At 46.5% G+C, this 22,914-nt stretch carries 18 protein-coding genes and 1 riboswitch; of the genes, 10 read left to right on the forward strand and 8 right to left on the reverse strand.

Annotation, left to right across the window (positions count from 1 at the left end):
• The first annotated feature begins 157 nt into the window (after positions 1-157).
• Positions 158-976, forward strand: a complete 819-nt coding sequence (locus tag AC0J20_RS04135) for a DUF2989 domain-containing protein (RefSeq protein WP_229530542.1) — start codon at positions 158-160, stop codon at positions 974-976.
• 119 nt (positions 977-1,095) lie between these two features.
• Here the strand turns inward: AC0J20_RS04135 and msrB are convergent, their stop codons facing one another.
• From msrB to malQ, 5 genes are all read right to left on the reverse strand, one after another.
• Positions 1,096-1,482 (reverse strand): peptide-methionine (R)-S-oxide reductase MsrB, encoded by a 387-nt coding sequence (gene msrB, locus AC0J20_RS04140; RefSeq protein WP_473020728.1) that lies wholly within the window; start codon positions 1,480-1,482, stop codon positions 1,096-1,098.
• A gap of 11 nt (positions 1,483-1,493) precedes the next feature.
• Positions 1,494-3,020 (reverse strand): NADP-dependent phosphogluconate dehydrogenase, encoded by a 1,527-nt coding sequence (gene gndA, locus AC0J20_RS04145; RefSeq protein ID WP_473020729.1) that lies wholly within the window; start codon positions 3,018-3,020, stop codon positions 1,494-1,496.
• Between the two features lie 169 nt (positions 3,021-3,189).
• A complete protein-coding gene (gene glgX, locus AC0J20_RS04150; protein ID WP_473020730.1) occupies positions 3,190-5,253 on the reverse strand; it encodes a glycogen debranching protein GlgX in 2,064 nt (687 codons plus the stop codon).
• A 2-nt stretch (positions 5,254-5,255) separates the two neighbouring features.
• Positions 5,256-7,445: a 1,4-alpha-glucan branching protein GlgB gene (glgB, locus tag AC0J20_RS04155; RefSeq protein WP_473020731.1), complete on the reverse strand. Its 2,190-nt coding sequence runs from the start codon at positions 7,443-7,445 to the stop codon at positions 5,256-5,258.
• Between the two features lie 59 nt (positions 7,446-7,504).
• Positions 7,505-9,709 (reverse strand): 4-alpha-glucanotransferase, encoded by a 2,205-nt coding sequence (gene malQ, locus AC0J20_RS04160; RefSeq protein WP_473020732.1) that lies wholly within the window; start codon positions 9,707-9,709, stop codon positions 7,505-7,507.
• A 384-nt stretch (positions 9,710-10,093) separates the two neighbouring features.
• Here malQ and gap point away from each other — a divergent pair, with 384 nt between their 5' ends.
• From gap to AC0J20_RS04205, 9 genes are all read left to right on the forward strand, one after another.
• The gene (gene gap / locus AC0J20_RS04165) at positions 10,094-11,089 is read left to right on the forward strand and encodes a type I glyceraldehyde-3-phosphate dehydrogenase (protein WP_229530536.1); all 996 of its coding nucleotides are present in this window, start codon (positions 10,094-10,096) and stop codon (positions 11,087-11,089) included.
• Between the two features lie 83 nt (positions 11,090-11,172).
• Positions 11,173-12,075 carry a D-hexose-6-phosphate mutarotase gene (locus tag AC0J20_RS04170; protein WP_473020733.1) on the forward strand — a complete coding sequence of 301 codons (903 nt, stop codon included), beginning with the start codon at positions 11,173-11,175 and terminating at the stop codon, positions 12,073-12,075.
• Between the two features lie 267 nt (positions 12,076-12,342).
• A riboswitch (cyclic di-GMP riboswitch) is annotated at positions 12,343-12,437 on the forward strand.
• 21 nt (positions 12,438-12,458) lie between these two features.
• On the forward strand, positions 12,459-12,959 hold the full coding sequence (locus AC0J20_RS04175) for a hypothetical protein (RefSeq protein WP_229530534.1): 501 nt from the start codon (positions 12,459-12,461) through the stop codon (positions 12,957-12,959).
• Positions 12,960-13,246: 287 nt separating this feature from the next.
• Complete coding sequence (locus tag AC0J20_RS04180) at positions 13,247-13,744, forward strand: Csu type fimbrial protein (protein WP_473020734.1); 498 nt, start codon at positions 13,247-13,249, stop codon at positions 13,742-13,744.
• 488 nt (positions 13,745-14,232) lie between these two features.
• Positions 14,233-14,733 carry a hypothetical protein gene (locus tag AC0J20_RS04185; protein WP_473020735.1) on the forward strand — a complete coding sequence of 167 codons (501 nt, stop codon included), beginning with the start codon at positions 14,233-14,235 and terminating at the stop codon, positions 14,731-14,733.
• Positions 14,734-14,783: 50 nt separating this feature from the next.
• The gene (locus AC0J20_RS04190; protein WP_473020736.1) at positions 14,784-15,284 is read left to right on the forward strand and encodes a hypothetical protein; all 501 of its coding nucleotides are present in this window, start codon (positions 14,784-14,786) and stop codon (positions 15,282-15,284) included.
• A 119-nt stretch (positions 15,285-15,403) separates the two neighbouring features.
• Positions 15,404-16,120 carry a fimbria/pilus periplasmic chaperone gene (locus tag AC0J20_RS04195; protein ID WP_229530530.1) on the forward strand — a complete coding sequence of 239 codons (717 nt, stop codon included), beginning with the start codon at positions 15,404-15,406 and terminating at the stop codon, positions 16,118-16,120.
• On the forward strand, positions 16,110-18,485 hold the full coding sequence (locus AC0J20_RS04200; RefSeq protein WP_473020737.1) for a fimbria/pilus outer membrane usher protein: 2,376 nt from the start codon (positions 16,110-16,112) through the stop codon (positions 18,483-18,485). The genes AC0J20_RS04195 and AC0J20_RS04200 overlap by 11 nt, the downstream gene beginning before the upstream one ends.
• On the forward strand, positions 18,482-19,393 hold the full coding sequence (locus AC0J20_RS04205) for a hypothetical protein (RefSeq protein ID WP_229530528.1): 912 nt from the start codon (positions 18,482-18,484) through the stop codon (positions 19,391-19,393). The genes AC0J20_RS04200 and AC0J20_RS04205 overlap by 4 nt, the downstream gene beginning before the upstream one ends.
• 73 nt (positions 19,394-19,466) lie before the next feature.
• On the opposite strand, the gene AC0J20_RS04210 is transcribed toward AC0J20_RS04205, so the two are convergent.
• Genes AC0J20_RS04210 through edd form a run of 3 tightly spaced genes read right to left on the reverse strand, consistent with a single transcriptional unit; the run spans position 19,467 to position 22,907 of the window.
• Positions 19,467-20,123, reverse strand: coding sequence for a bifunctional 4-hydroxy-2-oxoglutarate aldolase/2-dehydro-3-deoxy-phosphogluconate aldolase (locus tag AC0J20_RS04210; RefSeq protein WP_229530527.1), 657 nt, complete (start codon positions 20,121-20,123; stop codon positions 19,467-19,469).
• A gap of 4 nt (positions 20,124-20,127) precedes the next feature.
• Complete coding sequence (locus tag AC0J20_RS04215) at positions 20,128-21,081, reverse strand: glucokinase (RefSeq protein ID WP_229530526.1); 954 nt, start codon at positions 21,079-21,081, stop codon at positions 20,128-20,130.
• Positions 21,078-22,907, reverse strand: coding sequence for a phosphogluconate dehydratase (gene edd, locus AC0J20_RS04220; protein ID WP_473020738.1), 1,830 nt, complete (start codon positions 22,905-22,907; stop codon positions 21,078-21,080). Before edd ends, AC0J20_RS04215 begins: the two co-directional genes overlap by 4 nt.
• Positions 22,908-22,914: the final 7 nt, after the last annotated feature.

Raw genomic sequence — 22,914 nt, forward strand, 5'->3', positions numbered from 1 at the left:
ATTTCTTCCGGTTTTTACATTGCTAATCACTTGAAGGGCGGCTATTTTATGGGAAGCTATGCTTTGCACAAAATTGTGCTAAATTTTCACGTTTGACCAATAACCAGGGTTAAACCAGCTTTATGTTTGTAAGTTTTCTCCAAAGGGTGCCAGCTCAATGCGTTTACTTTGTCTTCTGACTATTTGTTTTTTTCTGACTGCTTGTGAAAACGCATTTTTTGGTGAAAAGACCATTTCGCAAATCTGCCGCGATTATCCGCAGATGTGTCAGGATCTTAATACTGACGCTCATTGCAGAAAGGAAAAAGCAGAGATCATTCGCACCCGCTATGCCAATCTACAGGCCCCCTCTGACCCACTTAAGTACCAATTGTTGTTGCAATTTGAAGATTACAAAGTGTGTATCGGCAAAGCTGCACAGATAGAGCACATTAAGCGCAAAGAAAAGAAAACCGACCGGGTTAAAGGGGTGATCACTGCCAGACGTCAGTTAGCACAGTTAGCAAGGGATACTAAAGATTCTAAATACCCTTATCTGCTGCACTACCACTGGTCACGCTTTGGCAAAGAAGAATCAATGACGCAGTTTTTGGCGCTGGAAAACACCGGCGAGTTAGAGAAACCGGATCTGCAGGTCAAATTAGCAGAATACTATGTTAAAAAGGATTTAGACAAAACCGTGAATCTTCTCTACCACGCCCTGGAACTCTATGAATCCGGCGATACCATTGAACCCGAGATATTCTACAGTCTGTCTACCATTTTCTTAAAGCAGGAACGCTTTCCCAGAGCATATGTATGGGCTTATATCGCCAAGGAATATGGAGTTAAAGATTTAGATCTGGCACAAATCGAGGCCCTGGTGCGGCAAGTTGGAAAGCGTCCCAACCGCCTGGAAGACATCGCTGATGACTATATCAGCGACATTCGCTCCGGGAAGTTTGTTGCACCAGAACACAAGCCGTTTGTCTATTAAATACCATACGGGCAATGCATTTTGACACTGAGTTGCCGGTAATTTTGAAAGAGAATTACAAAAATTAATTTTCTTCTAAATTATAACCACAATGTATAAATATCTGTACAGATGGCAGGCTACTCTTTGGCGCTGAATGCCATGGATACAGAATTCACGCAATAACGCTTTCCGGTGGGTTGTGGACCATCCGGAAACACATGCCCAAGGTGGGCGTCGCAGCTGTTACACACAATCTCGATTCGGTGCATACCATGGCTGTGGTCTTCGTGATAACCCACATTGCCCTGCTGCGCTTCTTCAAAAAATGATGGCCAGCCACAGCCGGCATCAAATTTATGCTCTGAACTGAACAACAGCGCGCCACAACACTTACAACAATAATCGCCCTGCTCGGTGACATTGAGCAGTTCACCGGTAAAAGGTCGCTCTGTGCCCTTTTCCCGACAAACGCGATACTCCTCGTTGGTCAGCTTATCTCGCCATTGTTGCTCAGTCAGTTTCATAATACCTCAGCTTAGCGTTTAATCTTTATTTGCGGTTGCCCTGTCATATTCCATTCTGTGTGATACTTTTTACCGGGCGTACAATCCACGCGTTCATAGGTGTGCGCGCCAAAATAATCCCGTTGTCCCTGCAGCAAATTAGCCGGTAGGGTTTCCCGACGATAGGAATCAAAATAATTTAATGCCGAAGACATCGCTGCACAGGGGATCCCCATCAGTGTGGCATCAGCAATGGTTTTTCGCCAGTGCCCCTGTAAGTTGATAAGCTGCTCAGCGAAAAAAGGATCTAAAAGCAGATTGGCTAAGTCATCATCGCGCTCATAGGCGTTGGTAATCGACTGCAGAAAAACAGCACGAATAATGCAACCTGCTCGCCAAATTTTTGCGATTTCAGCAAATTCCAGCTTCCAGCCGTGCTCTTTCGCTGCCATGGCCATCAACTGAAAACCCTGAGCATAAGAGCATATTTTGGAGCAATACAGGGCATCGCGTAATGCCTCAATCGCCGCCGATTTGGCGTCATTTGACAAGGGAGCCGGTTCCGGGCCGGTCAATACCGATGCGGCCTGTGTTCTCTCAGCTTTTAGGCTGGATAAACTTCTGGCAAATACCGCCTGAGTAATGGTTTGCGTGGGTGCACCAACCTGCAGAGCACTAACTGCCGTCCATAAGCCAGTGCCTTTTTGTCCCGCTTTATCCATGATCAGCTCCACCAGAGGCTGTCCGGTTTCGTCGTCGATCTTAGATAAAACTTCGGCACTAATTTCCATCAGGTAACTGTTGAGAATGCCTTTGTTCCATTCTCTGAATATTTCGGCAATTTCCAGGCTGGTCATACCCAGTCCGGTTTTCATTAAATCGTATGCTTCGCAAATCAACTGCATATCGGCATATTCAATGCCATTGTGTACCATTTTGACATAGTGACCAGCGCCAATCGGACCAATATAAGTCGCACATGGCTCGCCACCCTGAATCGGTTGACCTGGCACATGGGATTCCATTGGCTTACCAGTTTCGGGGTCCACTTTTGCGGCGATCGCGGTGAAAACCGGTTCGATACGGGTCCAGGCGTAAGGATCGCCAGAGGGCATCAGCGAAGGCCCAAAACGCGCCCCAACTTCGCCACCGGAAACGGCTGTCGAGAAGAAGATAAATTTACCTTTGTATTTCTTTTCCCGCTCAACGGAATCCGTCCACAAGCTGTTACCGGTGTCAATGACAATGTCATCCGCCTCAATACCAGCATCTATCAGATGGTGACAAACGTGATCAACGGGTTCACCAGCCGGTACCGACAAAATAATAAGGTGTGGTGCAGTGAGTTTTTGCAATAACTCAGTATAGGAGTAACAACCCACTATACGGGATTCACCTTGCGGATTTTCATGTTTATCGGTGGCAATAAGATCATCTATCTTACTGCTATCCAGATCAAAACAGGCGATTTTAAAACCGTGGTCAGCCAGATTAAGCGTGAGGTTCTTACCCATAACCCCCAAACCGATAAAGCCGATATTACAAAGTGAATCAGACATGTACTGAGAAATCCTTAGTAGGAGTACCGGTTACCCGAAGACAGGCAAGGTACTAATAATGTGCAGTGTTATGGCGTTGTATTATAACCATTACTGATGTCTTTTGCAGCCAGTGATAGCGATTTGAACTGTAAACAATCCCTGTCAGTGAGTTTAATTCACCGAAAGCCTACTTCTTTCGTTTACGAAATACGCTGATGCTTTTTTCAGACTGCAGAAAATGTCCGGTTACCGAGATTTCCGGTAGATCACGTAATTTGTTGTAGCGGGTATCCAGTTTGAGTCGCCAGGCGATATCTGCAGATAGCTCTGGCAAGCTAAACCTGACATCGTGATCACTGGCATTAAACAGCAATAACCAGTGTTCATCTGACTGGTCATCCCCTTGTAATTCCACCGCAAACGCCTGGTTGTCAGCGTCGTGCCAATCATCCTCAACTTTGCGACGACCATCAGGACGATACCAACCCACACTGACCACATTGTGCCGGTTGCAAAAACTATCATCTTCCAAATTTAAATTGCGCAACAATACGCTGTTCTTACGCAATGCCACGACCGCCTGACAAAAGTGTAAAAAGTCTTGTTTCCGCTCGTTCAGCTTCCAGTGATACCAGCTGATTTCGTTATCCTGGCAATAGGCATTGTTGTTGCCCAACTGTGTACGGCTTAGTTCGTCGCCACCGAGTAAATGTGGAATGCCCTGAGACAACAATAAAGTGGTAAACAAATTGCGTTTTTGTCGCTCGCGAATTGCGATGATTGCAGGCTTGCGGGTTTCCCCTTCGACACCATAGTTTTCCGATACATTGTGGCCGTGACCATCCCGGTTTTGTTCCCTGTTGGCTTCGTTGTGTTTCTCGCGAAAAGTAACCAGATCATGCAAGGTAAAGCCATCGTGGTAACTAATAAAATTGACGGAAGAATGTATAGAGCGATGTCCCTTTTTAAAGACGTCGCGGGACCCCAGTAAACGGGTGGCGAATTCGCTGGTGAGGCCTTTGTCACCGCGCCAGAACGCGCGTACATTGTCACGGTATTTGTCATTGCACTCGTGCCAGTTGCTGGGGAAGTGACCGAGGCGATAACCACCATGACCAATATCCCATGGTTCAGCAATTAACTTGGCCTGTTGCAGCACGGGATCTTGTCGCAGGGCTTTAAAAAATCCCGAAGATGCCGAAAACTCATGAGGATCTCTGCCCAAACTGGCCGCCAGGTCGAATCGAAAGCCATCCACGCCCATTTCTTCCACCCAATAGCGCAACGAATCCAGTACCAGGCGCATAGTATAAGGATGAGAAATATCGACACTGTTGCCACAACCTGAATTATTGCTGTATTGCAGAAAATCCACTGCGCCATGCTCGTTCATTTCAAAGAGGTAGAACGCGGAATTATCGATACCTTTAAAGGACAAGGTAGGCCCCTGATCTCCGCTTTCAGCTGTGTGGTTGTAAACCACATCCAGAATCACTTCAATGCCAGCCTGATGAAGTGTTTTAACCATAGTTTTGAATTCATTGACCGGGTCTTCAATGGCAAAACGACTATCAGGAGAAAAATAATTAATGGTGTTGTAACCCCAGTAATTAGTCAGCCCTTTTTCGGTGATAAAGGGTTCAGGCATGGCAGCCATAACCGGTAGTAGTTGCACAGCCGTTACCCCTAAGGCCTGCAAGTGCTTGATCACCGGTGCACTGGCAACGCCCAGATACGTACCCCGCAATTTTTTGGGAACCTCAGGGTGTTGCTGTGTTAAGCCTTTGACGTGAGTTTCATACAGAATGATTTCGTCGGGGCCATACAGGGGTTTTTCAACACCATCCCAGTTAAAGTCGTTGTCACACACGACAGCTTTGGGAATCATCTCAGCACTGTCTCCTTCGTACTGAGCTTTGTTCCAGACCAGTGGTCTGGTCAACCTTTTGGCATAGGGATCAATCAGCAGTTTTTGCGGATCGAAGCGCAACCCCAGTTGCGGCATATTCGCACCATGAACCCGATAGCCATAACGTTGCCCGGGTTTTATGCCTTTTACCAATCCATGCCATACCTTACCGGTCTTTTTAGGTAAGGGTAATTCAGCAATGGGCTGTTCAGCCTGGTTGTACAAACACAAATGGACAGCTTCTGCGTCAGGTGCATGTAATGAAAAATTACACCCTTCGCTACTCAGTGTCGCGCCCATCGGCAGCGGCGAACCGGTTTCAAGTATCCATTTTTCGTCCATAGCTATTTTTCTTTATGTAAAATGTATAAGGTGGCCAACGGCGGTATATTAATACAAATTGACTGCTCGCGGTCATTCCAGGCGACGCTTTCAGATTTGACGTTGTCTTTACAGTTAAAGCCGCTGCCCCAATAATCTTTATCATCAGAAGTCAGCAATAACTGATAGTTGCCCTTGTCCAACACCCCTAATCGGAATTGTTCGCGAGGAATCGGCGTAAAGTTACTGACTATATATACCTTTTCTTTGCCATCTTTTGATTTTCGGACAAATGAAAGAATACTTTGCTCAGAATTGTGATGGTCTATCCATTCAAAGCCCTCATGATGGCAGTCTTGTTCATGCAATGCAGGTTGTTGCTGATACAAGTGATTTAGATCACGGTACAGGCTTTGAATTCCTTTGTGTTTATCAAATTCTAACAGATGCCAGTTAATCGAGCTGTCGTGATTCCACTCAGCAGACTGCGCAATCTCGTTCCCCATGAAGTTTAACTTCTTACCCGGATGGGCATACATAAACGCGGCATACAGGCGCATATTCGCCGCCTGTTGCCACTCATCACCGGGCATCTTGCGCAGCAATGAGCCTTTACCATGCACAACTTCATCGTGAGAAATCGGCAATACAAAATTCTCATCAAAGGCATAAACCATAGAGAAGGTAATTTCATTGTGATGGTAGCGTCGATATGCGGGGTCTTTAGCAATATAATGCAAGGTATCGTGCATCCAGCCCATATTCCACTTAAAGCCAAAGCCAAGGCCACCGTCATATATTGGACGAGATACTTTGGGGAATGAAGTGGACTCTTCTGCGATGGTAATGGCATGAGGGTGTTTCTGGTAAACTTCCCGGTTCATCCATTGCAACAGACTGATGGCCTCGTAATTTTTATTGCCGCCATCAACATTGGGGATCCACTCACCGTCGTTACGGGAATAATCCAGATATAACATTGACGCTACCGCATCAACTCTGAGTCCGTCGATATGAAACTTATCAACCCAATACAATGCGTTGGCCACCAGAAATTGACGCACCGTATCTTTACCAAAATCGTAGATGCAGGAATTCCAGTCAGGATGCCAGCCCTTGCGCGGATCTTCGTATTCATAAACGTGCGTACCATCAAACCTTGCCAAGCCGTGACCGTCTTCCGGAAAGTGTGCTGGCACCCAGTCAATGATGACTGAAATATCGTTCTGGTGGCACTGATCGACAAAATATTTGAAGTCGTCAGGATCGCCAAAACGACTGGTTGGGGCAAACAAACCTACCGGTTGATACCCCCAGGAACCATCAAAAGGATGTTCGTGAACCGGCAACACCTCAAGGTGCGTGTAACCCATGTCTTTTAGATAAGGGATCAATTCGGCTGCCAGTTCTTTGTAGGAGAGATAGGCAAGCTGGCCGTTCTCGTCAGTCTTTTTGCGCCAGGACCCCAGATGCACTTCATAAACACTCATGGGCTTTTCGTAAACACTGCCCTGCTCTCGCTGCATCCATTTTGTATCTTGCCATTGATAGGATTGGTGATCGTACACCACTGAGGCATGAGAGGGGTATTGTTCTGCCTGAAACCCGACCGGATCGGCCTTGTGTGGCAATCCGTTTCCATGGCTGTCTTTGACGTGGTATTTATACTTCACGCCGGCCTGCACTCCCGGCACAAACAAAACCCAATACCCCATGCTGGTTTTTTGCATGGGATGCGTGGCTCCGTTCCACCAGTTAAAGTCGCCCACCAGGGCCACCGAAGAAGCATTGGGCGCATACACCGCAAACCGCGTACCGGGCACTGGCTTTTCCAGACCGATGTCTAAAGACAACACCTGAGCGCCTAACTGGTTGTAGACGTTCTCCGGCTGGTGATCAACAAAATGCACCGCGTGATAGGCCTGCTCCTGAAACTGGTAAGGATCTATTTGATTAAACCCCCCGTCTTCATTTTCGACATCCAGCGAATAGTAAAAATCGTCTTGCTGCGCAAATTCTGCAACGAACAGCCCGGTTTTGTTGGCCGGGGTCATGTCAGCCAGTATTTTGCCCGTGCTTAAATCCTTCACCTTGATAGATTTCGCACCTGGCTTCCATACTGTTAATGTTCGGCCTTTTTCAGATTCTTTTAAACCCAACATTTCAAAAGGCGAACCACAATTGGCGACTTCTAACTTTTCTACTATTTGCATTAATCTACCCATTTTTGCTCATTGTGGATGATGTTTGCCGGAGGCAGTTTAGCGACACACTACTTTTGTTCTGACGCCTTCTTTCTGGTTTCGGTCAACCCTAAGGCTAGACTATTTAATACCGGATCTGAAAAAATTTGCTCCAGATTGCGAGTTAATTTACGCTTCCAGTTTGGATACTCTTTGAATGTTCCCGGTATGTTCACCGGCTTATCCATTTCCAGCCAATCTTCCAGCTGCAAACTCAGCAATGCACTGCTGCCTTTAGCCATGTGGTACTGCATGCCGTGATTAAGCTCTTTGACCATACCCACCTGCTCTACCTGACGTCCCATCCAGTCAGGGATAGAGAAGTGACCGTGCAGCGTATCTAATATCTGCTGTTTATTATCGTGTCGACTGCTGTAGAGTTCTTGTAATATTTCTTCACTTGGGTAAAGCCCCAGCTCCTGGCCCTTTTCCAGATCCAGGCAATGCCAGAAACCGGTCAGCGTCGGCATATCGTGGGTTGTCAGTGTCGACATTGATTGCACCGGGTAATGATGCGGAGAGTAAAAGCCACCGTCTTTTGCCTGTTCAAAGAAAAATACCCGATAGGAATGCACGCCATTTTCCGCCAGTTTAATACGGATTTCATCCGGAACCGTGCCCAGGTCTTCACCGATCACCAGGTTTTCATTGCGGTGGCTTTCCAACGCCAAAATACCAAGAAGGTCATCAACCGGGTAATAAACATAGCCGCCTGCTTTCGCATTTTCACCTTTGGGAACCCACCACAAGCGCAATAACGCCATAACGTGATCAATTCTTAATGCCCCGGCTGACTTCATGTTAGAACTAAACAAGTCGATAATTGGCTGGTATTTTTGCTGATACAGGGTTTCCGGATCCATAGGCGGTAAGCCCCAGTTTTGTCCCAGTGGACCCAGCACATCGGGTGGCGCACCAACACTGGCTTCTGTGATGTACAGATCTCTGTTTCCCCAGATTTCAGCACTGCCCTCACTGACGCCTACGGCCAGGTCTCGGTAGATGCCGATACTCATGCCCGACTGATACGCGGCGTTTTGTGCAGCATCTAATTGCAGCGCAGCCTGCCACTGTAAAAACATATAAAACTTAACCGTTTTACTGTTGGCTTTAAAAAACTTTTCAACACCCGGTTTATGAAACTCACTCAATTCCTTAGGAAAAACCGGCCAGCCCCACGATGCCTTACCTTCAGACGCTAACTTTTCCTGAATAGCATCGTACGTTGCCAACATTTCAAGACTTTCACCGCCTTCTTCAATAAAGCCCTTAAAGGCCTTGTTGAGTTTGGTATTTTTGCTCAGTGACTTTTTCCACTGAACTTCAAATACGGCTTTCAGCACCTGCAGCTTTAATTTCACTACCGCGTCATAGTCTACGTAATCCACATTTCTTACGTGTTCCAGTGCGGCCTGAAATTCAGGCGCTTTCACTATCGCCTGGACACTTTCATTGCTGTACCCATCCAGTCTGGTGACATCAATATAGATAAAATTAAGCCAACGACGAGACGAAGGACCATAAGGACTGCAAGCTTCGGGATCAGCGGGATACAAGGCGTGAATAGGGTTCAGGCCGACAAATTGCGCTCCCTGACGACCGCTTTCCTGAATCAGATAGGTCAGATCAGTGAAATCTCCAATCCCCCAGTTCTTCTCACTGCGTAAACAATATAATTGAACACTTAGCCCCCACACTTTATTGCCATCGGCAATATTGTCGGGCTTGTAACATGATTTGGGCGCAATGATTTGGCGCATGTCGGCAATTTTATCGCCATCATCACCCAGCAAGTGTACATCGTGATAGCCCAGTGGTAATACGTGCTGAATATCAATGATGTATTCCTGAAACTCAATATCGTCGATGTGTGCCACATTGATCAACTCACCATCAGAAGGGATAAGTATCTGATGCAGTTCCGTGCCGTCTTCTAACACAAAGCGCAGATCATAACTGTCGTTGACCAATTCAATTGGCAAACGGAGGGCGCAAACAACTTGCTCACCTTCGCGATTTACCTGCACCGGATTTAACGGTTGCATCCAGTTGTTAGCGACAAACTCTTTTAACTCCGTTTGCAGAGCCGTCTCATCAGAAACGGTATATCCCATGGTTTCCAGTAGTCTGGCTTTACTGGTTTCACTGACCGTAGCGGGTTTCCCCCAGGCGTCGACGTAATTCGACTCAATGCCACGAATTTCTACCAATTTTTCAATCACAGATGGGGTCATGCTGGCTTAGCTTCCTATTCATTGCTAACACTGGACATTGTGGTCTCAGCGGTACTTACGACAACGATATCTATCAGATGTCACAAAACCATGGTCCAAACGTTTAAACGTTAGCTTGTATCAAAATCGTTTAAGTGGGCTATTCTATCAACACCCGCTAGCGATCCGAAACAGCTGCGGCTGTGACTGCAAACGTATTCAGACAACAAATTTTAAATAATAGACCAATTTAACCAGTCTAAAATAAAACAGTTGGAAGAAATTTGCATTACGAAAAACTGTAATTAAACAACATTTATTGAAATTATTTTGCTATATTGTCGGTATTAAGACATAATTTCCGTAATTTATTTTCATTTTATACCGAGATCGCGAGGAATACTCATGGCAATTAACGTAGGTATCAATGGCTTTGGCCGCATCGGTCGATTTGTTTTTAGAGCGGCATGTGAAAGAGATGATATAGAGATTGTTGGTATTAACGATCTGTTAGACGCTGAATACATGGCGTACATGCTGAAATACGACTCCACACATGGTCGTTTCAAAGGCACAGTTGAAGTCGAAGGCGGGCAATTAATCGTCAATGGCAAACCCATTCGCATTACTGCTGAACGTGATCCTGCCAATCTGGCCTGGGGCGATTTAGATACAGATGTCGTTGTTGAGTCTACCGGTTTGTTCCTGACTGACGAAACAGCCCGTGCCCACATCAAAGCCGGTGCTAAAAAAGTCGTACTGTCAGCACCTTCAAAAGATGCCACGCCGATGTTCGTCATGGGTGTTAATCACAAAGAATACGAAGGCCAGGACATTGTTTCCAATGCCTCCTGTACGACAAACTGCCTGGCACCACTGGCAAAAGTTATCAATGATAAGTTTGGTATTGTAGATGGCCTGATGACGACAGTTCACGCCGCCACTGCAACGCAAAAAACCGTCGATGGCCCGTCAATGAAAGACTGGCGTGGTGGTCGTGGTGCGTATCAAAACATCATTCCATCATCGACAGGTGCCGCCAAAGCAGTCGGTAAAGTTATCCCTGCGTTAAATGGTAAGTTAACCGGCATGGCATTCAGAGTACCTACACCGGATGTATCTGTGGTAGATCTGACAGTAAACTTGGCAAAACCTGCCAGTTATGAACAAATCTGTGCAGCGATTAAAGAAGCATCCGAAGGAGAGCTGGCCGGTATTTTGGGTTACACCGAAGACGAAGTGGTTTCTCAGGATTTTATCGGAGATGTTCGCACTTCCATATTTGATGCTAAAGCAGGTATCGCACTAACAGATACTTTCGTTAAATTAGTCTCCTGGTACGACAACGAAATTGGCTACTCAAACAAGGTTCTTGACCTGGCGGCACACATCGCGAAGTAATCAGCACTAATCTGCTGTACTATAGAGGCAGTTGGTCTCTGTAGTACAAACTTTGCAGAGAACAATACGCTCTGAGGCGACATATGTCGCCTTTTTTATTGGTACGCCAGTTACCCGTCAACCGCTTTACTAAAACCAGAAATACTATGCAGACTATCTCAATCGATACGCTTTCCCACAATCAAGTTATCCATATCGAAAATCAATTCGCAAAAGCCAGTATTTCTCTGGTTGGCGCTCATGTGTTTTCTTTTATTCCGAAGCAGGACAACAAAGAACGCTTATGGCTCAGTCCTCTGGCTAACCTCGAAGGCAACGAAGCAATCCGCGGTGGCACTCCCGTATGTTGGCCATGGTTCTCCAATCAGTTTCCCGACAATTCAGCAGACCTACCTGCTCATGGTTTTGCCCGCACCAGCCAGTGGACGATTGCTCATATTAATAGCCTGGCATCCGGTGAAACAGAGATACAATTGCAGTTCAGCTGTAACCATCAGCCAGGTTTTCCCTATTCAGCTACACTGGTGTACAACATCGTTATTGGTAACAAACTAACAATGTCACTAACCACACACAACACCGACACGCAGACCTTTACTGTTACCAGCGCACTGCACACCTATTTTCGTGTCGACAACTTAAATGATGTGATCCTGACCGGCTTAACAGGACCATACCGGGACAAGACAAAAAACTTTGAAACATTTGAAACACCGGCACATTACAATTTTGATGGCGAAGTGGATCGGATCCACGAAACCCAGATAAACCAGGTCACCATTAAAGATAAAGACGCTCACACCGTCACAGACAATGCTGGCCATGACAGTCTGGTAGTTTGGAATCCCGGTGCCACGTTAGTGACAACGATCAATAACATTCCGGATGAATCAATACAGCATTTTGTCTGTGTTGAAGCGGCAATAACATCACCTCTTTCCATCGCACCGGGCCAAAGCCATACGCTAACGCAGTCGATCTCATGATCGACTGCGCCTAAACTCTATCCGTCCCTTCGCCTCCGGCAACAGTAAAAGCGGCAAAATCACGCCGTCAAAAAATTGAAATCCCACTCTTAATATTAGGCTTCGAAACCTGCCGCCAACTTGACCAACCAACCTGGACAAAAGTATTAGACACCCATTTTTATCCAGTAATTTCATACAGTTAAATATCACACCCGAAGTTTCAACACACCGATTTAGGTGTCAATTTAAAAGTTGGCACACCACCTGCTAAGGAAGACCCGAACGCTTTAAACCTGCCAAACTTATCGCGAGGTAAGGACGGAAATCCACGGGTCTCTCAGTTTTTAGGAGAACGAGCAAGAGACAGCCGGGCTGCAATTTCAACCTTTAGGAATAAAACAATGAAAAAATTTATTAAAACCGTTGCTTTACTTTCTGTGACTGCAGCTTTAAACACCAATGCCGCGATATCGGTTGACGATACCGCAGAAACGTCATTCGAAATTGGCGGAACCATTTTACCCGAGTGTAAAGTCAACAACACTTCCTCTTCTGGCGCCATGTCATTGAACCTGGCATCGACAGAAGCTCAGGGCGTTGCCACTGTTGAAATCTGGTGTAACACCGGGCAAAGCACTGCTAATACCACCTATGAATCGCTTAACGGTGGTGTACTGAAAAATGGTACTCACTCCGGAGAAGATATCGCCTACCTGTTAGATATTTCTGATACGCAAACCGGCATTGACCTTTCTACCGCGCAAACTGTATCCCAGGGTTCTGGCGCAGATATCGAAGGCGCATCAATCGCACGTACGGTGTCAATCAGACCGCAGGTTAACGGATTTGAATACGAAGGTAGCTATTCCGATACCATCAGCATTACCGTTTCTTACGAGTAATTCTGCAAGGCCTCTGACGAGGCCTTTGTTATTTCAATGTTGGCTGCAACCTAAGCCGATATTGAAATAACAAATGTTACAGAGAACAAACAAGATGAGGAGTGTACCCGGAACTAAAGTTAGGAAATTTGCAAAATTGTGACTTGAGAACCAGAATTTTTGCCGATATAGTCTTTAAGGTGTGAAGGTATCAGGCAATGGTCGCGTTTATCGCGATATGTTGCTCAGCGTCCCGTTTATATTGTTTGACAACAATATAAATGCGATGCGATTTTAGAGACAAGTCAATGAAGAAACCAGGAGTGCTTGCTGCTGTGCTGTGTTTATCCGGTTTAGCGATAAACGCATCAGCCCAAATGTCGCTCGACGCAACAGAGCAAACGTCGTTTGATATTGGTGGCTCTATTGCAGCAGAGTGTAAAGTAGCCAACGCCACAACGGAACAGGCTGCGAGTTTAGACTTAAGCAATGCTTCTGCGCAAAGTGCCGCTACCATTTCAGTCTGGTGTAACACCGGACAAAACTCAGCGGATACCACTTATTCTTCAGCAAACAATGGTTATCTCGTCAACGAGTCTGGCAACCAAATCGCTTACAATATTAATGTCGGTGACAATGCCAGCGCACTGTCGTTGAGCTCTCCTCAGACGGTACAGCAAGCCAGCGGTACCGGTGTACAAGGTGGAGTACAATCCAGCAATGTTGCAATTATTCCTCAGGTTAGTGGATTTGAAAACAGCGGTTCGTACAGCGATACAATAGCCGTTACCGTATCCTATAACTAAACAGTTCTGCTTCTGCTCCCCCAATCTTGTTTGGTTGCGTCCGAATCAAACAAGGAAACTGCCTATCGGTAATTTTAAAATATAGGGTGCCCTGCGCCGGGTTATAAACATACGACGATACAAACGACAGTCAAATTTGTGTATGCCAATGGCAATGCGATAGCAGTGTCATGTTTTTGACTGCCAAAAATATGACAGCTGGAATATTGTCTGTTGTGCCGGTAAACGTGCGTCAAATTTTTGCTCGCCAAGTCGAGCCGATCTGCGCTTCGCACCACAAATTTAGAGCCATTCAAAATAATTTCAAAAAATTACGTTATAAATTTAACAGTTAACGTATTGTTTTTTATATCTTTTATTTGGGCGCGAATTGATTTTCGAGAAATCCACAGCATCATTTAAAAAAGTTGGCACCACTCCTGCAATGAGTTAATCAAACGGGGAAATCCCCAAAAACAAAATTAACCGAATGCTTGAGAGGCCATACAATGAAAACTATCAACAAAACACTTATCGCTATCGCTGCTTTTACTGCTTTAAATGCCAATGCCAATGCCACAATTTCCGTAGATGATACCGAGCAAACCTCATTTGATATCGGTGGCGAGATTTTACCTGAATGTAAAGTCACTAATAATGCAGCGACCACAGCAACCGCGCTGGACCTGTCATCAGCCGAAGCGCAAAGAACAGCTTCTATTTCCTTGTGGTGTAATACCGGACAAGGAACAGCCAAAACGACTTATTCTTCGATCAATGGTGGCTACATGGTCAGCCAGGAAGGAAAGAAAATCGCCTACTCTATTGATATCTCCGGCACCGCCAATGATTTATCGCTAACCAGAGACCAAACCGTCAATCAGGTTTCGGGTAAAGGTGTGGACGGTGCAGAAGCAACCCGTTCGGTTTCAGTAAAACCTTTAGTTACCGGATTTGAATACGCCGGAACATACACTGACACCATCGAAGTTACCGTTTCTTACGAATAAACCAACAGAATCAAAACAAAATTAGTTAACAGAATTTTAGGGGAATACAAATGAACACTTTTATTAAAACAATTGCTTTTGCCACACTGGCTACATCACTGAACGTTGCTGCCACCATTTCAGTAGACGACACTGAACAAACCTCGTTTGATATCGGTGGAGAAATTCTCCCGGAATGTAAGGTGAACAGAACTCAGGCAAATGGTGCTACCAGTCTGGATCTGGCCTCCACGAATTCACAGGATGTTGCCAGCGTCGAAATCTGGTGTAACACCGGGCAAGGTACCGCCAATACTACCTATTCATCGGCGAATGGTGGTGTACTAAAAAATGATACCCACAGCGGCAAAGACATTGGCTACCTGTTAGATATTTCCGATACGGCGACTGGTTTAAGCCTGACTTCCGACCAGGAAGTTAATCAAAGCTCGGGGAGTGATGTCAAAGGTGACTCTGTCGCTAAAACAGTGTCAATCAGACCACAGGTATCCGGTTTCGAATACGAGGGTTCATATTCAGATACCATCACGGTCACCGTATCCTACAACTAAGGTAGCAGGTGACTCAATCCCCATTTTGAGTTATAAATGTGCATACCAATTTAAGCAAAAGTCGGCGCCCTGCCGACTTTTGCTTTCCTGTATAAAAATAAAAAAAACGGAGTGCACACATGCTTCACTTACGCCATGTTATATGGGTAATTTCTTTTCTGTTATCAGGCCTCTCCGTCAGCGCGTTCGCCTATCAGGTGCAGCCTATGGTGGCAGAGCTTCACACCAGCGGAAATCGTTCCGCAGTCACCTATCGCGTTATCAACCCCAGTGACACCCCGGTCCCCATTGAAGTCGTCGTTTACAAGCGCAGTTTTGATGAAAACCAAAAGGAAATACTCACCGAAACTGAAGAAGACTTTATTGTGCTGCCTCCCCAGGTTGATGTGCCTGCCAATGGCTATCAGGTATTCAGAGCACAATTTCTGGGAGATCCGGATTTTGAAAAAACCCAGTCTTACCGCATTGTTTTTAAACAGCTCCCTATCGAACAACAAGGCCAGGCTTCTCAGGTTAATATGATTTTTAACTTTGCGACGCTGGTATTTGTCTCTCAACCTGACACTGTTGGACAGTTACTCCAGACGCTGGACTGTACAGACAAAGAGCACTGTTACCTGAACATCGTCAATACCGGTGATGCAGTGGTCAATCTGGTACAAAGCACTATTCACATCAATGGTGAAATGACCGGGAACTGGCAGTGGTTACAACAAAATATGCCGGTGACCTTCCTTATGCCGGAACATAAGTTATCCATCAATATTAAAGAACTCATTGCTGAATCTCCTCTACCCGCGCAAGTCAATTTGGTGACTGCCGACAATGCGCAGTAATGCATTACTCATACTGCTTTTTTTGACCCTAAATGCCCATGCTGCCATGTACAGCATGGGCTTGCCTGTTCAATGGCAGGAACGGAAAATCGGTGAAGTCACCTTTGTATTAGATAACTTTAGCCTGCACAGTGTCGAAGGGGATGCGCTTGCCCTGCCGCTGGCGGAGTTAATCAATGACGACCTGAAACGGTTTTTGAATAATTACCAGGGTGAAATTCCTATTGCAGAATTAGCGGAGCGTGGTATCAGCCTGGCGCTGAACACCAAAGATCTGGTAGTACAATTGACCTTAACGCCAGAGGCTATGGCGGTGGATCAGTTAACTTACGGCAATCGCAATTATTTAGCCAAACCCAGTCCGTCGGCCCGCTGGTCGGTGCTTAACAATTTTAATCTGCGCATAGACAAATCCAATCAGGAAAACGATGCCCTGGCATTTGACTGGATTGCACAAAGTAATTTCGGCGGGCACGATGGCTATAACCTGGACTGGTCCGCATTTTTTGAAAAAGATGATAACAACAGCGAAGTATATCGCGGCGAGATAACACTGTTTAAAGATGACTTTGTCAAACCCAGGCGCATCGAAGTGGGTGACATTTCCAGTTTTAACAAAGGCCACCTGCCTGCCCTCAATGCCGGCGGACTGAGCATTTCCACGCCATACCAACAACTACAACCATTGAAACGAATCAGCCCCACAAATTCTCAAGAGTTTTATATGAAACAGGCCGGTGAAGTGCAGGTCATCGTCAATAACAACATAGTTGCCAAGGTCAGACTAAACCCGGGCCGCTATGATTTAAACGACCTGCCGCTTAGCACAGGGCAAAATGACGTAGAAGTGGTGGCAACATATGCGAACGGCGAACGCGAATCTTTTACCTTTAACACTTTTTTTAACTCCCAATTGTTGGAAGAAGGGCTATCCGTTTGGGCATTCAAAATGGGATATCCCAGTCAATTTCGCGATTTCAGCTATGATTATCTCGATCCTTTAGTCATGACAGGTTTTTATGAGGCAGGACTTAGTAATACGCTGACCGCCGGTATTAACGCGCTATACAGCGAAGGTAACTTCCTAATTGGCAGTTCAGTTACCACCGGGACGCAATACGGCAACCTGACTCTGCGCATGACAACCAGTGAATACCAGGATACACCGGGTTCAGCGATTTCTCTGGATTCAGAACACACGGTATTTGGCAGTTCCAGTTTCGGCGTGCCCAATCTCAGATTGAGCTATCAAAAACGCAAGAACTTTGTCCAATCGCCCTGGCTGGAATCGCCCACCTCACTGAACGATGAAAGCTGGTCACTAAATTACAGTTGGTTTATCACCGAAAAGATGGATTTTAACATCAATGCCAGACGGGCTAAGAACAATCAAAACCGCACTTCGGAAAACATTTCGGCGCAGTTGAACTGGCGGTATCAAAACATGCGAGTCAGTATCCAGTATCAACGACAAAACAATGATAGTCTGGTCACTCAGGATGAAGACAGCCTGTTTATCAATTTTAACTGGTCAGCGTTTGACAACCGCAGCCTCACGCGAAAAAGGATTGATTACCGCAGTCAGAATAATAACTTACGAGCCAGTTATGCAAAAATAAACCGAAACTATCAGGACGACTGGGGGTATAGTCTGGAGGGTAATAAATCCGATGACCTGGAATCAGTTAACCTGGCAGGAAGCTATACTCACAACAGATTTAGACTGGATGTGAGCGCCAGAACCCAGCAACGCAGCAATTTATCCCGCAGCAACGATTATCGGGTTAACCTTTCCAGTTCGTTGGGTATAGCGGATGGTAAAGTGGGCGTTGGCAGCAATATCAGAACACCTTTTGCCGTAATCGAAACCCATAAAACGCTGCAAAAAGCAGACATTAAAATCAACCCATCCCCCACCGGATTGAGTTTAGGCGCTTCCAGTTCAGCACTTGGCGGATTAGTAAATGTGGGCTCAGGTTATACCGAAGGGATCATTAATATTAACGCCCTCAATGTGCCGTTTGGTTACGACTGGGGGCCTGGTACCTATAACATCGTTGGTGGCGCAAATACCGGTCATGTGTTAACAATTGGCTCGGATCTTTCATATACGGTATTAGGCTACGTCAAAGATCCGGACAACAACCCGTTATCATTGCAACGAGGTACCATTACCGGCGAGAATTATTCCGCAACCTTGTTTACCAACCGAAAAGGCCGGTTTGTTGTTGAAGGTATCGGGGTGGGTGAATACATCATTAAGTTTGGTCAGCGGCAGGCCAACATAACAGTAACCGCAGGAGAAATCAGCCTGATTAGACTGGGAATAGTGAAACTAAAAGACAGCGAGAAAGTATCAGAATGAGCGTTAACACTGGCAGATTCCCCTTAAAACAAGCAATGCTGGTTGGCACAGTATTGCTCTGGTTATTTGCACTCAGCATTAAACCCGGCCTGGCGGATTCGTACTACTATGACTTCTGCCCGACGGACTTTACTGTCAGTACCGATCCACTGTCATGGCGAGCCAACAGACGAAACCAACAAACGATCCCAATCACAGTCAGATTCTCAGACAGAACAGATGATTGTGTAACCCACATTCTTTTCTACACAGATAACAACACGTCACTGGTATTAAGTTCAGGTCAGGACAACATGGAAACAGACCTGGTAGACAGACACCGCAATCATTTTGCGCAGTATTCAATAAACGGGCGTATTGCCTGGGCAGTGCCGGTATATCGGGTAAAAAACCTGAAAGTCTGGGCACAACTGCGCAGTACTGATGCACAAATCGCCGGAAATTACACAGGTATCACCAGTATTGTCGCCACCTATTACGGCTATCACATTTCGCCGGAAGTGTGGGCGACGGTGTCAGCTGAAGTTCCTTCTGTATTGGATGTCAGTGTGCCCACCAACTCGAAGGTATCAGGCTCAGGCAGTTACTATTATGTGGAATTGGGAAACCTGTATAACGGCTCCAGCGCCAGTTGGAATGTTGATATCTACTCCAATGTTCATTACACCGTCTCTGTTGCTTCGGAAAACAGAGGCCTGAAACATCAAAATAGCTCAGCCCTGATCCCCTATCAGGTAACGATGGATGGCAGTACCTTTGATGCCGCCGGCGGATTTTCAAGAGGCTATACCAATTACAACCCACTCTCCACCAGCTCAATTCCGTTTAAAGTTAAGGTTACTGATGTGGACTTTAAACCCGCCGGGCGCTATATCGATAACCTGATAGTCACGGTCAGTGCCCGTTGACCAATGAGCAACCTGCAGATGCAAAAAAACCAGCAAAACTGCTGGTTTTCTGATCTCTGTTGCCAGACGCCAATTAGTTTTGGCTGACTGTCTTTGCACCCGCAACGGCTTCTGCTGCCAGCTCAGTGATGCGCTGCCAGTTACCTGACTCCATGGCATCTTCCGGCGCCAACCAGGAGCCACCAACACACTTGATGTTAGATAACGCCAGATAGTCCAGATAGTTATTGGGGCTAATGCCACCGGTAGGACAAAATGTCACATCCGGGAAGGGTCCACTGATGGATTTGATGGCTTTGATGCCGCCCGATGCTTCTGCCGGGAAAAATTTGAAATGATCATAGCCGTGATCCAGGCCCACCATTAACTCAGAAATGGAGGCTATTCCTGGGATCAAGGCAATAGACCCCTCCTGACCCGCTTTCAGCAAATCAGGGGTTAACCCGGGACTGATAGCAAACTGCGCACCCGCTTCGGTAACAGCCTTTAACTGCTCACGATTAGTTACTGTGCCAGCACCAATGACAGCTTCAGGCACTTCCTGAGCAATTTTTGCGATGACATCGATAGCAACCGGTGTGCGCAATGTCACTTCAAGCACCTTAATGCCGCCAGCGATCAACGCTTTTGCCAATGGCACTGCGTACTCCAGTTCTTTGATTACCAATACCGGAACAACCGGACCTTGGGCGAAAACATCCGCAGAGCTGCGGAGCCAATTATTACTCATAGTGTTAACCCTTAAAATTCTGTTCCAGATATGCAGCAGTGCCGATCAAACCGTGGTCAGGCTCTGTGATAACAAAGGTTGGAATATCTGCCACGTATTGCTGAAACCGACCTTTGGCTTCAAAACGTGTTCTAAAATCACTGGATTTAAGAAAATCCACAAATCGTTGTGCAATGCCACCGGCAATGTAAACTCCGCCATGCGCAGCAACATTTAATGCCAGATTACCGGCAAATGTCCCCATGAGTTCACAAAAACGGTTCAATGCAGACAAACACACATTGCAACTGCCATCCAGTGCATTTGCGGTGATTTCTTTTGGTTCTGTAAAACGAACCGCCAGTTTGCGATTCAGGGCAATGGCTTCATAAATTTGCACCAGTCCTCGCCCTGATAAGGCTTCCTCTGCAGAGGCATAACCGTATTTGTCCCGCAGAAATTCCCAAACCACCAAATCGTCTTTGTTATAGATTGGCAGGTCTACGTGACCACCTTCACCATCAAGGCACTGCCAACCTTCGGAAACCGGCACCAGGTGACCAACACCCAGTCCAGTACCTGGCCCAAATACCGCAATATTTTCTCTGGCTTTAACTTCACCCGGACCAATCTGAACTTTTTGGCTAGCGTCCAACACCGGTAAAGACATCGCTACAGCCGTGTAATCATTGATCACATGCAACCAGTCTAATTCCAGTTGCTGCTGCAACTCCTTAACGGAAAAGCGCCAGGTGTGATTAGTCATGATGATCAAATCACTGTTAACCGGACAGGCGATACCAATACAACCGGCAACGAATTTCTGCCCCGGAAACTCAGCCATGTACGCTTTTATCACGTCGGCAATCGTTTCGTAGTCGTTACACAGGTATTTTTTGATGGATGTCAGCTTACCGTTTTGGCTCTGAGCCAGACGGATATTAGTGCCGCCGACATCGGCTACAAAACTCGCAGTCATTCCCCCTGCTCCTGCTCAATAAACAAGGAACAGGCACCTTCTTCAGCCTTACTCATGTGGGTTCTCATACCGCCGAACAGCTCGCGCCCCATACCAATCTGGTGATGTGCAATGTCGGCTGTTTTGGCCTCACGCTGAGCCAACTCGTCTTCTGAGACATGTAAGGTTAACTCACCGGTATCAATATTAAGTTCAACCACATCGTCATTTTGCACTTTGGCGATTAAACCTCCGTCCCAGGCTTCCGGTGTCACGTGAATGGCGGCCGGTACTTTTCCGGACGCACCCGACATACGACCATCGGTGACCAGAGCAACGCGGAAGCCCTTGTCTTGCAACACGCCCAGCGGTGGTGTCAGACGGTGTAATTCCGGCATACCAATCGCCTTTGGTCCCTGGAATCTCACCACAACCACACAATCTTTATTCAGTTCACCGGCTTTAAAGGCGGCATCTAATTCAAACTGATCTTCAAACACCACAGCGGGTGCTTTGATATGTTCAGAACCGGCTCTCATGGCCGAGTTTTTAATGACTGCACGGCCCAGGTTACCGTTAAGTACCGTTAAACCACCATCAGGCTTAAAGGGCACAGCCACCGAAGCAACAACCTCTTTGTCCATGGACTGTGTCGGACCTTCCACCCAGGTCAGTTCACCATCCAGGATTCTGGGTTCCATTCGATACTTGTCTAAACTGTTACCACAGATAGTCTTAACATCATTATGCAGTAAACCGGCGTCTAATAATTCTTTAAACAACAACGACATACCACCGGCAGCAGTAAAGTGGTTGATATCGGCAGAACCGTTGGGATAAATGCGAGTCAATAATGGCACCGCATTGGAAATATCAGAGAAGTCATCCCAGTTAATGATATAACCCGCCGCTCTTGCTACCGCCACCAGGTGCATGGTGTGGTTTGTTGAACCGCCCGTTGACAACAGGCCCACCAGACCATTAACAATAGATTTGGCGTCAACAATCTCGCCGATCGGCAGGTAGTTATCCCCCAGATCGGTGAGTCGGGTTACCTGCACTGCTGCAGCTTCGGTCAGGGCATCGCGTAACTCAGTACCCGGATTAACAAACGAAGAACCCGGTAAGTGCAAGCCCATCATTTCCACCACCAACTGATTGCTATTGGCCGTGCCGTAAAAGGTACAGGTTCCCGCAGAATGATAGGACTCAGATTCGGCTTTTAACAGTTCATCGCGCCCTACTTTACCCTCGGCAAACAACTGGCGAATTCGCGCTTTTTCTTTATTTGGTAAACCAGAAGGCATAGGTCCGGCAGGCACAAATACCGTGGGTAAGTGCCCAAATGCCAATGAACCGATAAGCAATCCCGGGACAATTTTGTCACATATACCCAGCATTAATGCGCCGTCGAACATGTTGTGCGAAAGCGAAATGGCGGTTGCCTGAGCAATGACGTCACGGCTCATCAAACTCAAATCCATGCCCGGCGTCCCCTGGGTTACCCCATCGCACATGGCCGGTACGCCACCAGCAAACTGAGCAACACTGCCCACTTTGCGCACGGCTTCTTTAATTCTTTGAGGGTATTCTTCATACGGCTGATGGGCAGACAACATGTCATTGTATGAAGATACAATAGCGATGTTGGCCTTCAACATGCTGGTTAAGTCGGCTTTTTCTTCTTTGCTACAGGCCGCAAAACCATGCGCCAGGTTACCACAGGACAACACGCCACGGTGAGGGCCTTGCTCTCTGGCATCAGAAATTTTCTTCAAATAAGCAGCGCGCGTTTTTTTGCTACGCTCTTCGATTCTCTGAGTTACTTCCTGAATAAGGGTATTCATGAATTCC

The sequence above is a fragment of the Planctobacterium sp. R6 genome, assembly GCF_055755215.1.

What these genes read in the sequence shown, in the direction of transcription:
- gap (WP_229530536.1), top strand. Translation starts at nt 10,094, where the DNA reads ATGGCAATTAACGTAGGTATCAATGGCTTTGGCCGCATCGGTCGATTT.
- AC0J20_RS04175 (WP_229530534.1), top strand. Translation starts at nt 12,459, where the DNA reads ATGAAAAAATTTATTAAAACCGTTGCTTTACTTTCTGTGACTGCAGCT.
- edd (WP_473020738.1), bottom strand. Translation starts at nt 22,907, where the DNA reads ATGAATACCCTTATTCAGGAAGTAACTCAGAGAATCGAAGAGCGTAGC.
- AC0J20_RS04190 (WP_473020736.1), top strand. Translation starts at nt 14,784, where the DNA reads ATGAACACTTTTATTAAAACAATTGCTTTTGCCACACTGGCTACATCA.
- glgX (WP_473020730.1), bottom strand. Translation starts at nt 5,253, where the DNA reads ATGGACGAAAAATGGATACTTGAAACCGGTTCGCCGCTGCCGATGGGC.
- AC0J20_RS04200 (WP_473020737.1), top strand. Translation starts at nt 16,110, where the DNA reads ATGCGCAGTAATGCATTACTCATACTGCTTTTTTTGACCCTAAATGCC.
- AC0J20_RS04170 (WP_473020733.1), top strand. Translation starts at nt 11,173, where the DNA reads ATGTCGCCTTTTTTATTGGTACGCCAGTTACCCGTCAACCGCTTTACT.
- malQ (WP_473020732.1), bottom strand. Translation starts at nt 9,709, where the DNA reads ATGACCCCATCTGTGATTGAAAAATTGGTAGAAATTCGTGGCATTGAG.
- AC0J20_RS04195 (WP_229530530.1), top strand. Translation starts at nt 15,404, where the DNA reads ATGCTTCACTTACGCCATGTTATATGGGTAATTTCTTTTCTGTTATCA.
- gndA (WP_473020729.1), bottom strand. Translation starts at nt 3,020, where the DNA reads ATGTCTGATTCACTTTGTAATATCGGCTTTATCGGTTTGGGGGTTATG.
- AC0J20_RS04180 (WP_473020734.1), top strand. Translation starts at nt 13,247, where the DNA reads ATGAAGAAACCAGGAGTGCTTGCTGCTGTGCTGTGTTTATCCGGTTTA.
- msrB (WP_473020728.1), bottom strand. Translation starts at nt 1,482, where the DNA reads ATGAAACTGACTGAGCAACAATGGCGAGATAAGCTGACCAACGAGGAG.
- AC0J20_RS04215 (WP_229530526.1), bottom strand. Translation starts at nt 21,081, where the DNA reads ATGACTGCGAGTTTTGTAGCCGATGTCGGCGGCACTAATATCCGTCTG.
- AC0J20_RS04135 (WP_229530542.1), top strand. Translation starts at nt 158, where the DNA reads ATGCGTTTACTTTGTCTTCTGACTATTTGTTTTTTTCTGACTGCTTGT.
- AC0J20_RS04205 (WP_229530528.1), top strand. Translation starts at nt 18,482, where the DNA reads ATGAGCGTTAACACTGGCAGATTCCCCTTAAAACAAGCAATGCTGGTT.
- AC0J20_RS04210 (WP_229530527.1), bottom strand. Translation starts at nt 20,123, where the DNA reads ATGAGTAATAATTGGCTCCGCAGCTCTGCGGATGTTTTCGCCCAAGGT.
- AC0J20_RS04185 (WP_473020735.1), top strand. Translation starts at nt 14,233, where the DNA reads ATGAAAACTATCAACAAAACACTTATCGCTATCGCTGCTTTTACTGCT.
- glgB (WP_473020731.1), bottom strand. Translation starts at nt 7,445, where the DNA reads ATGCAAATAGTAGAAAAGTTAGAAGTCGCCAATTGTGGTTCGCCTTTT.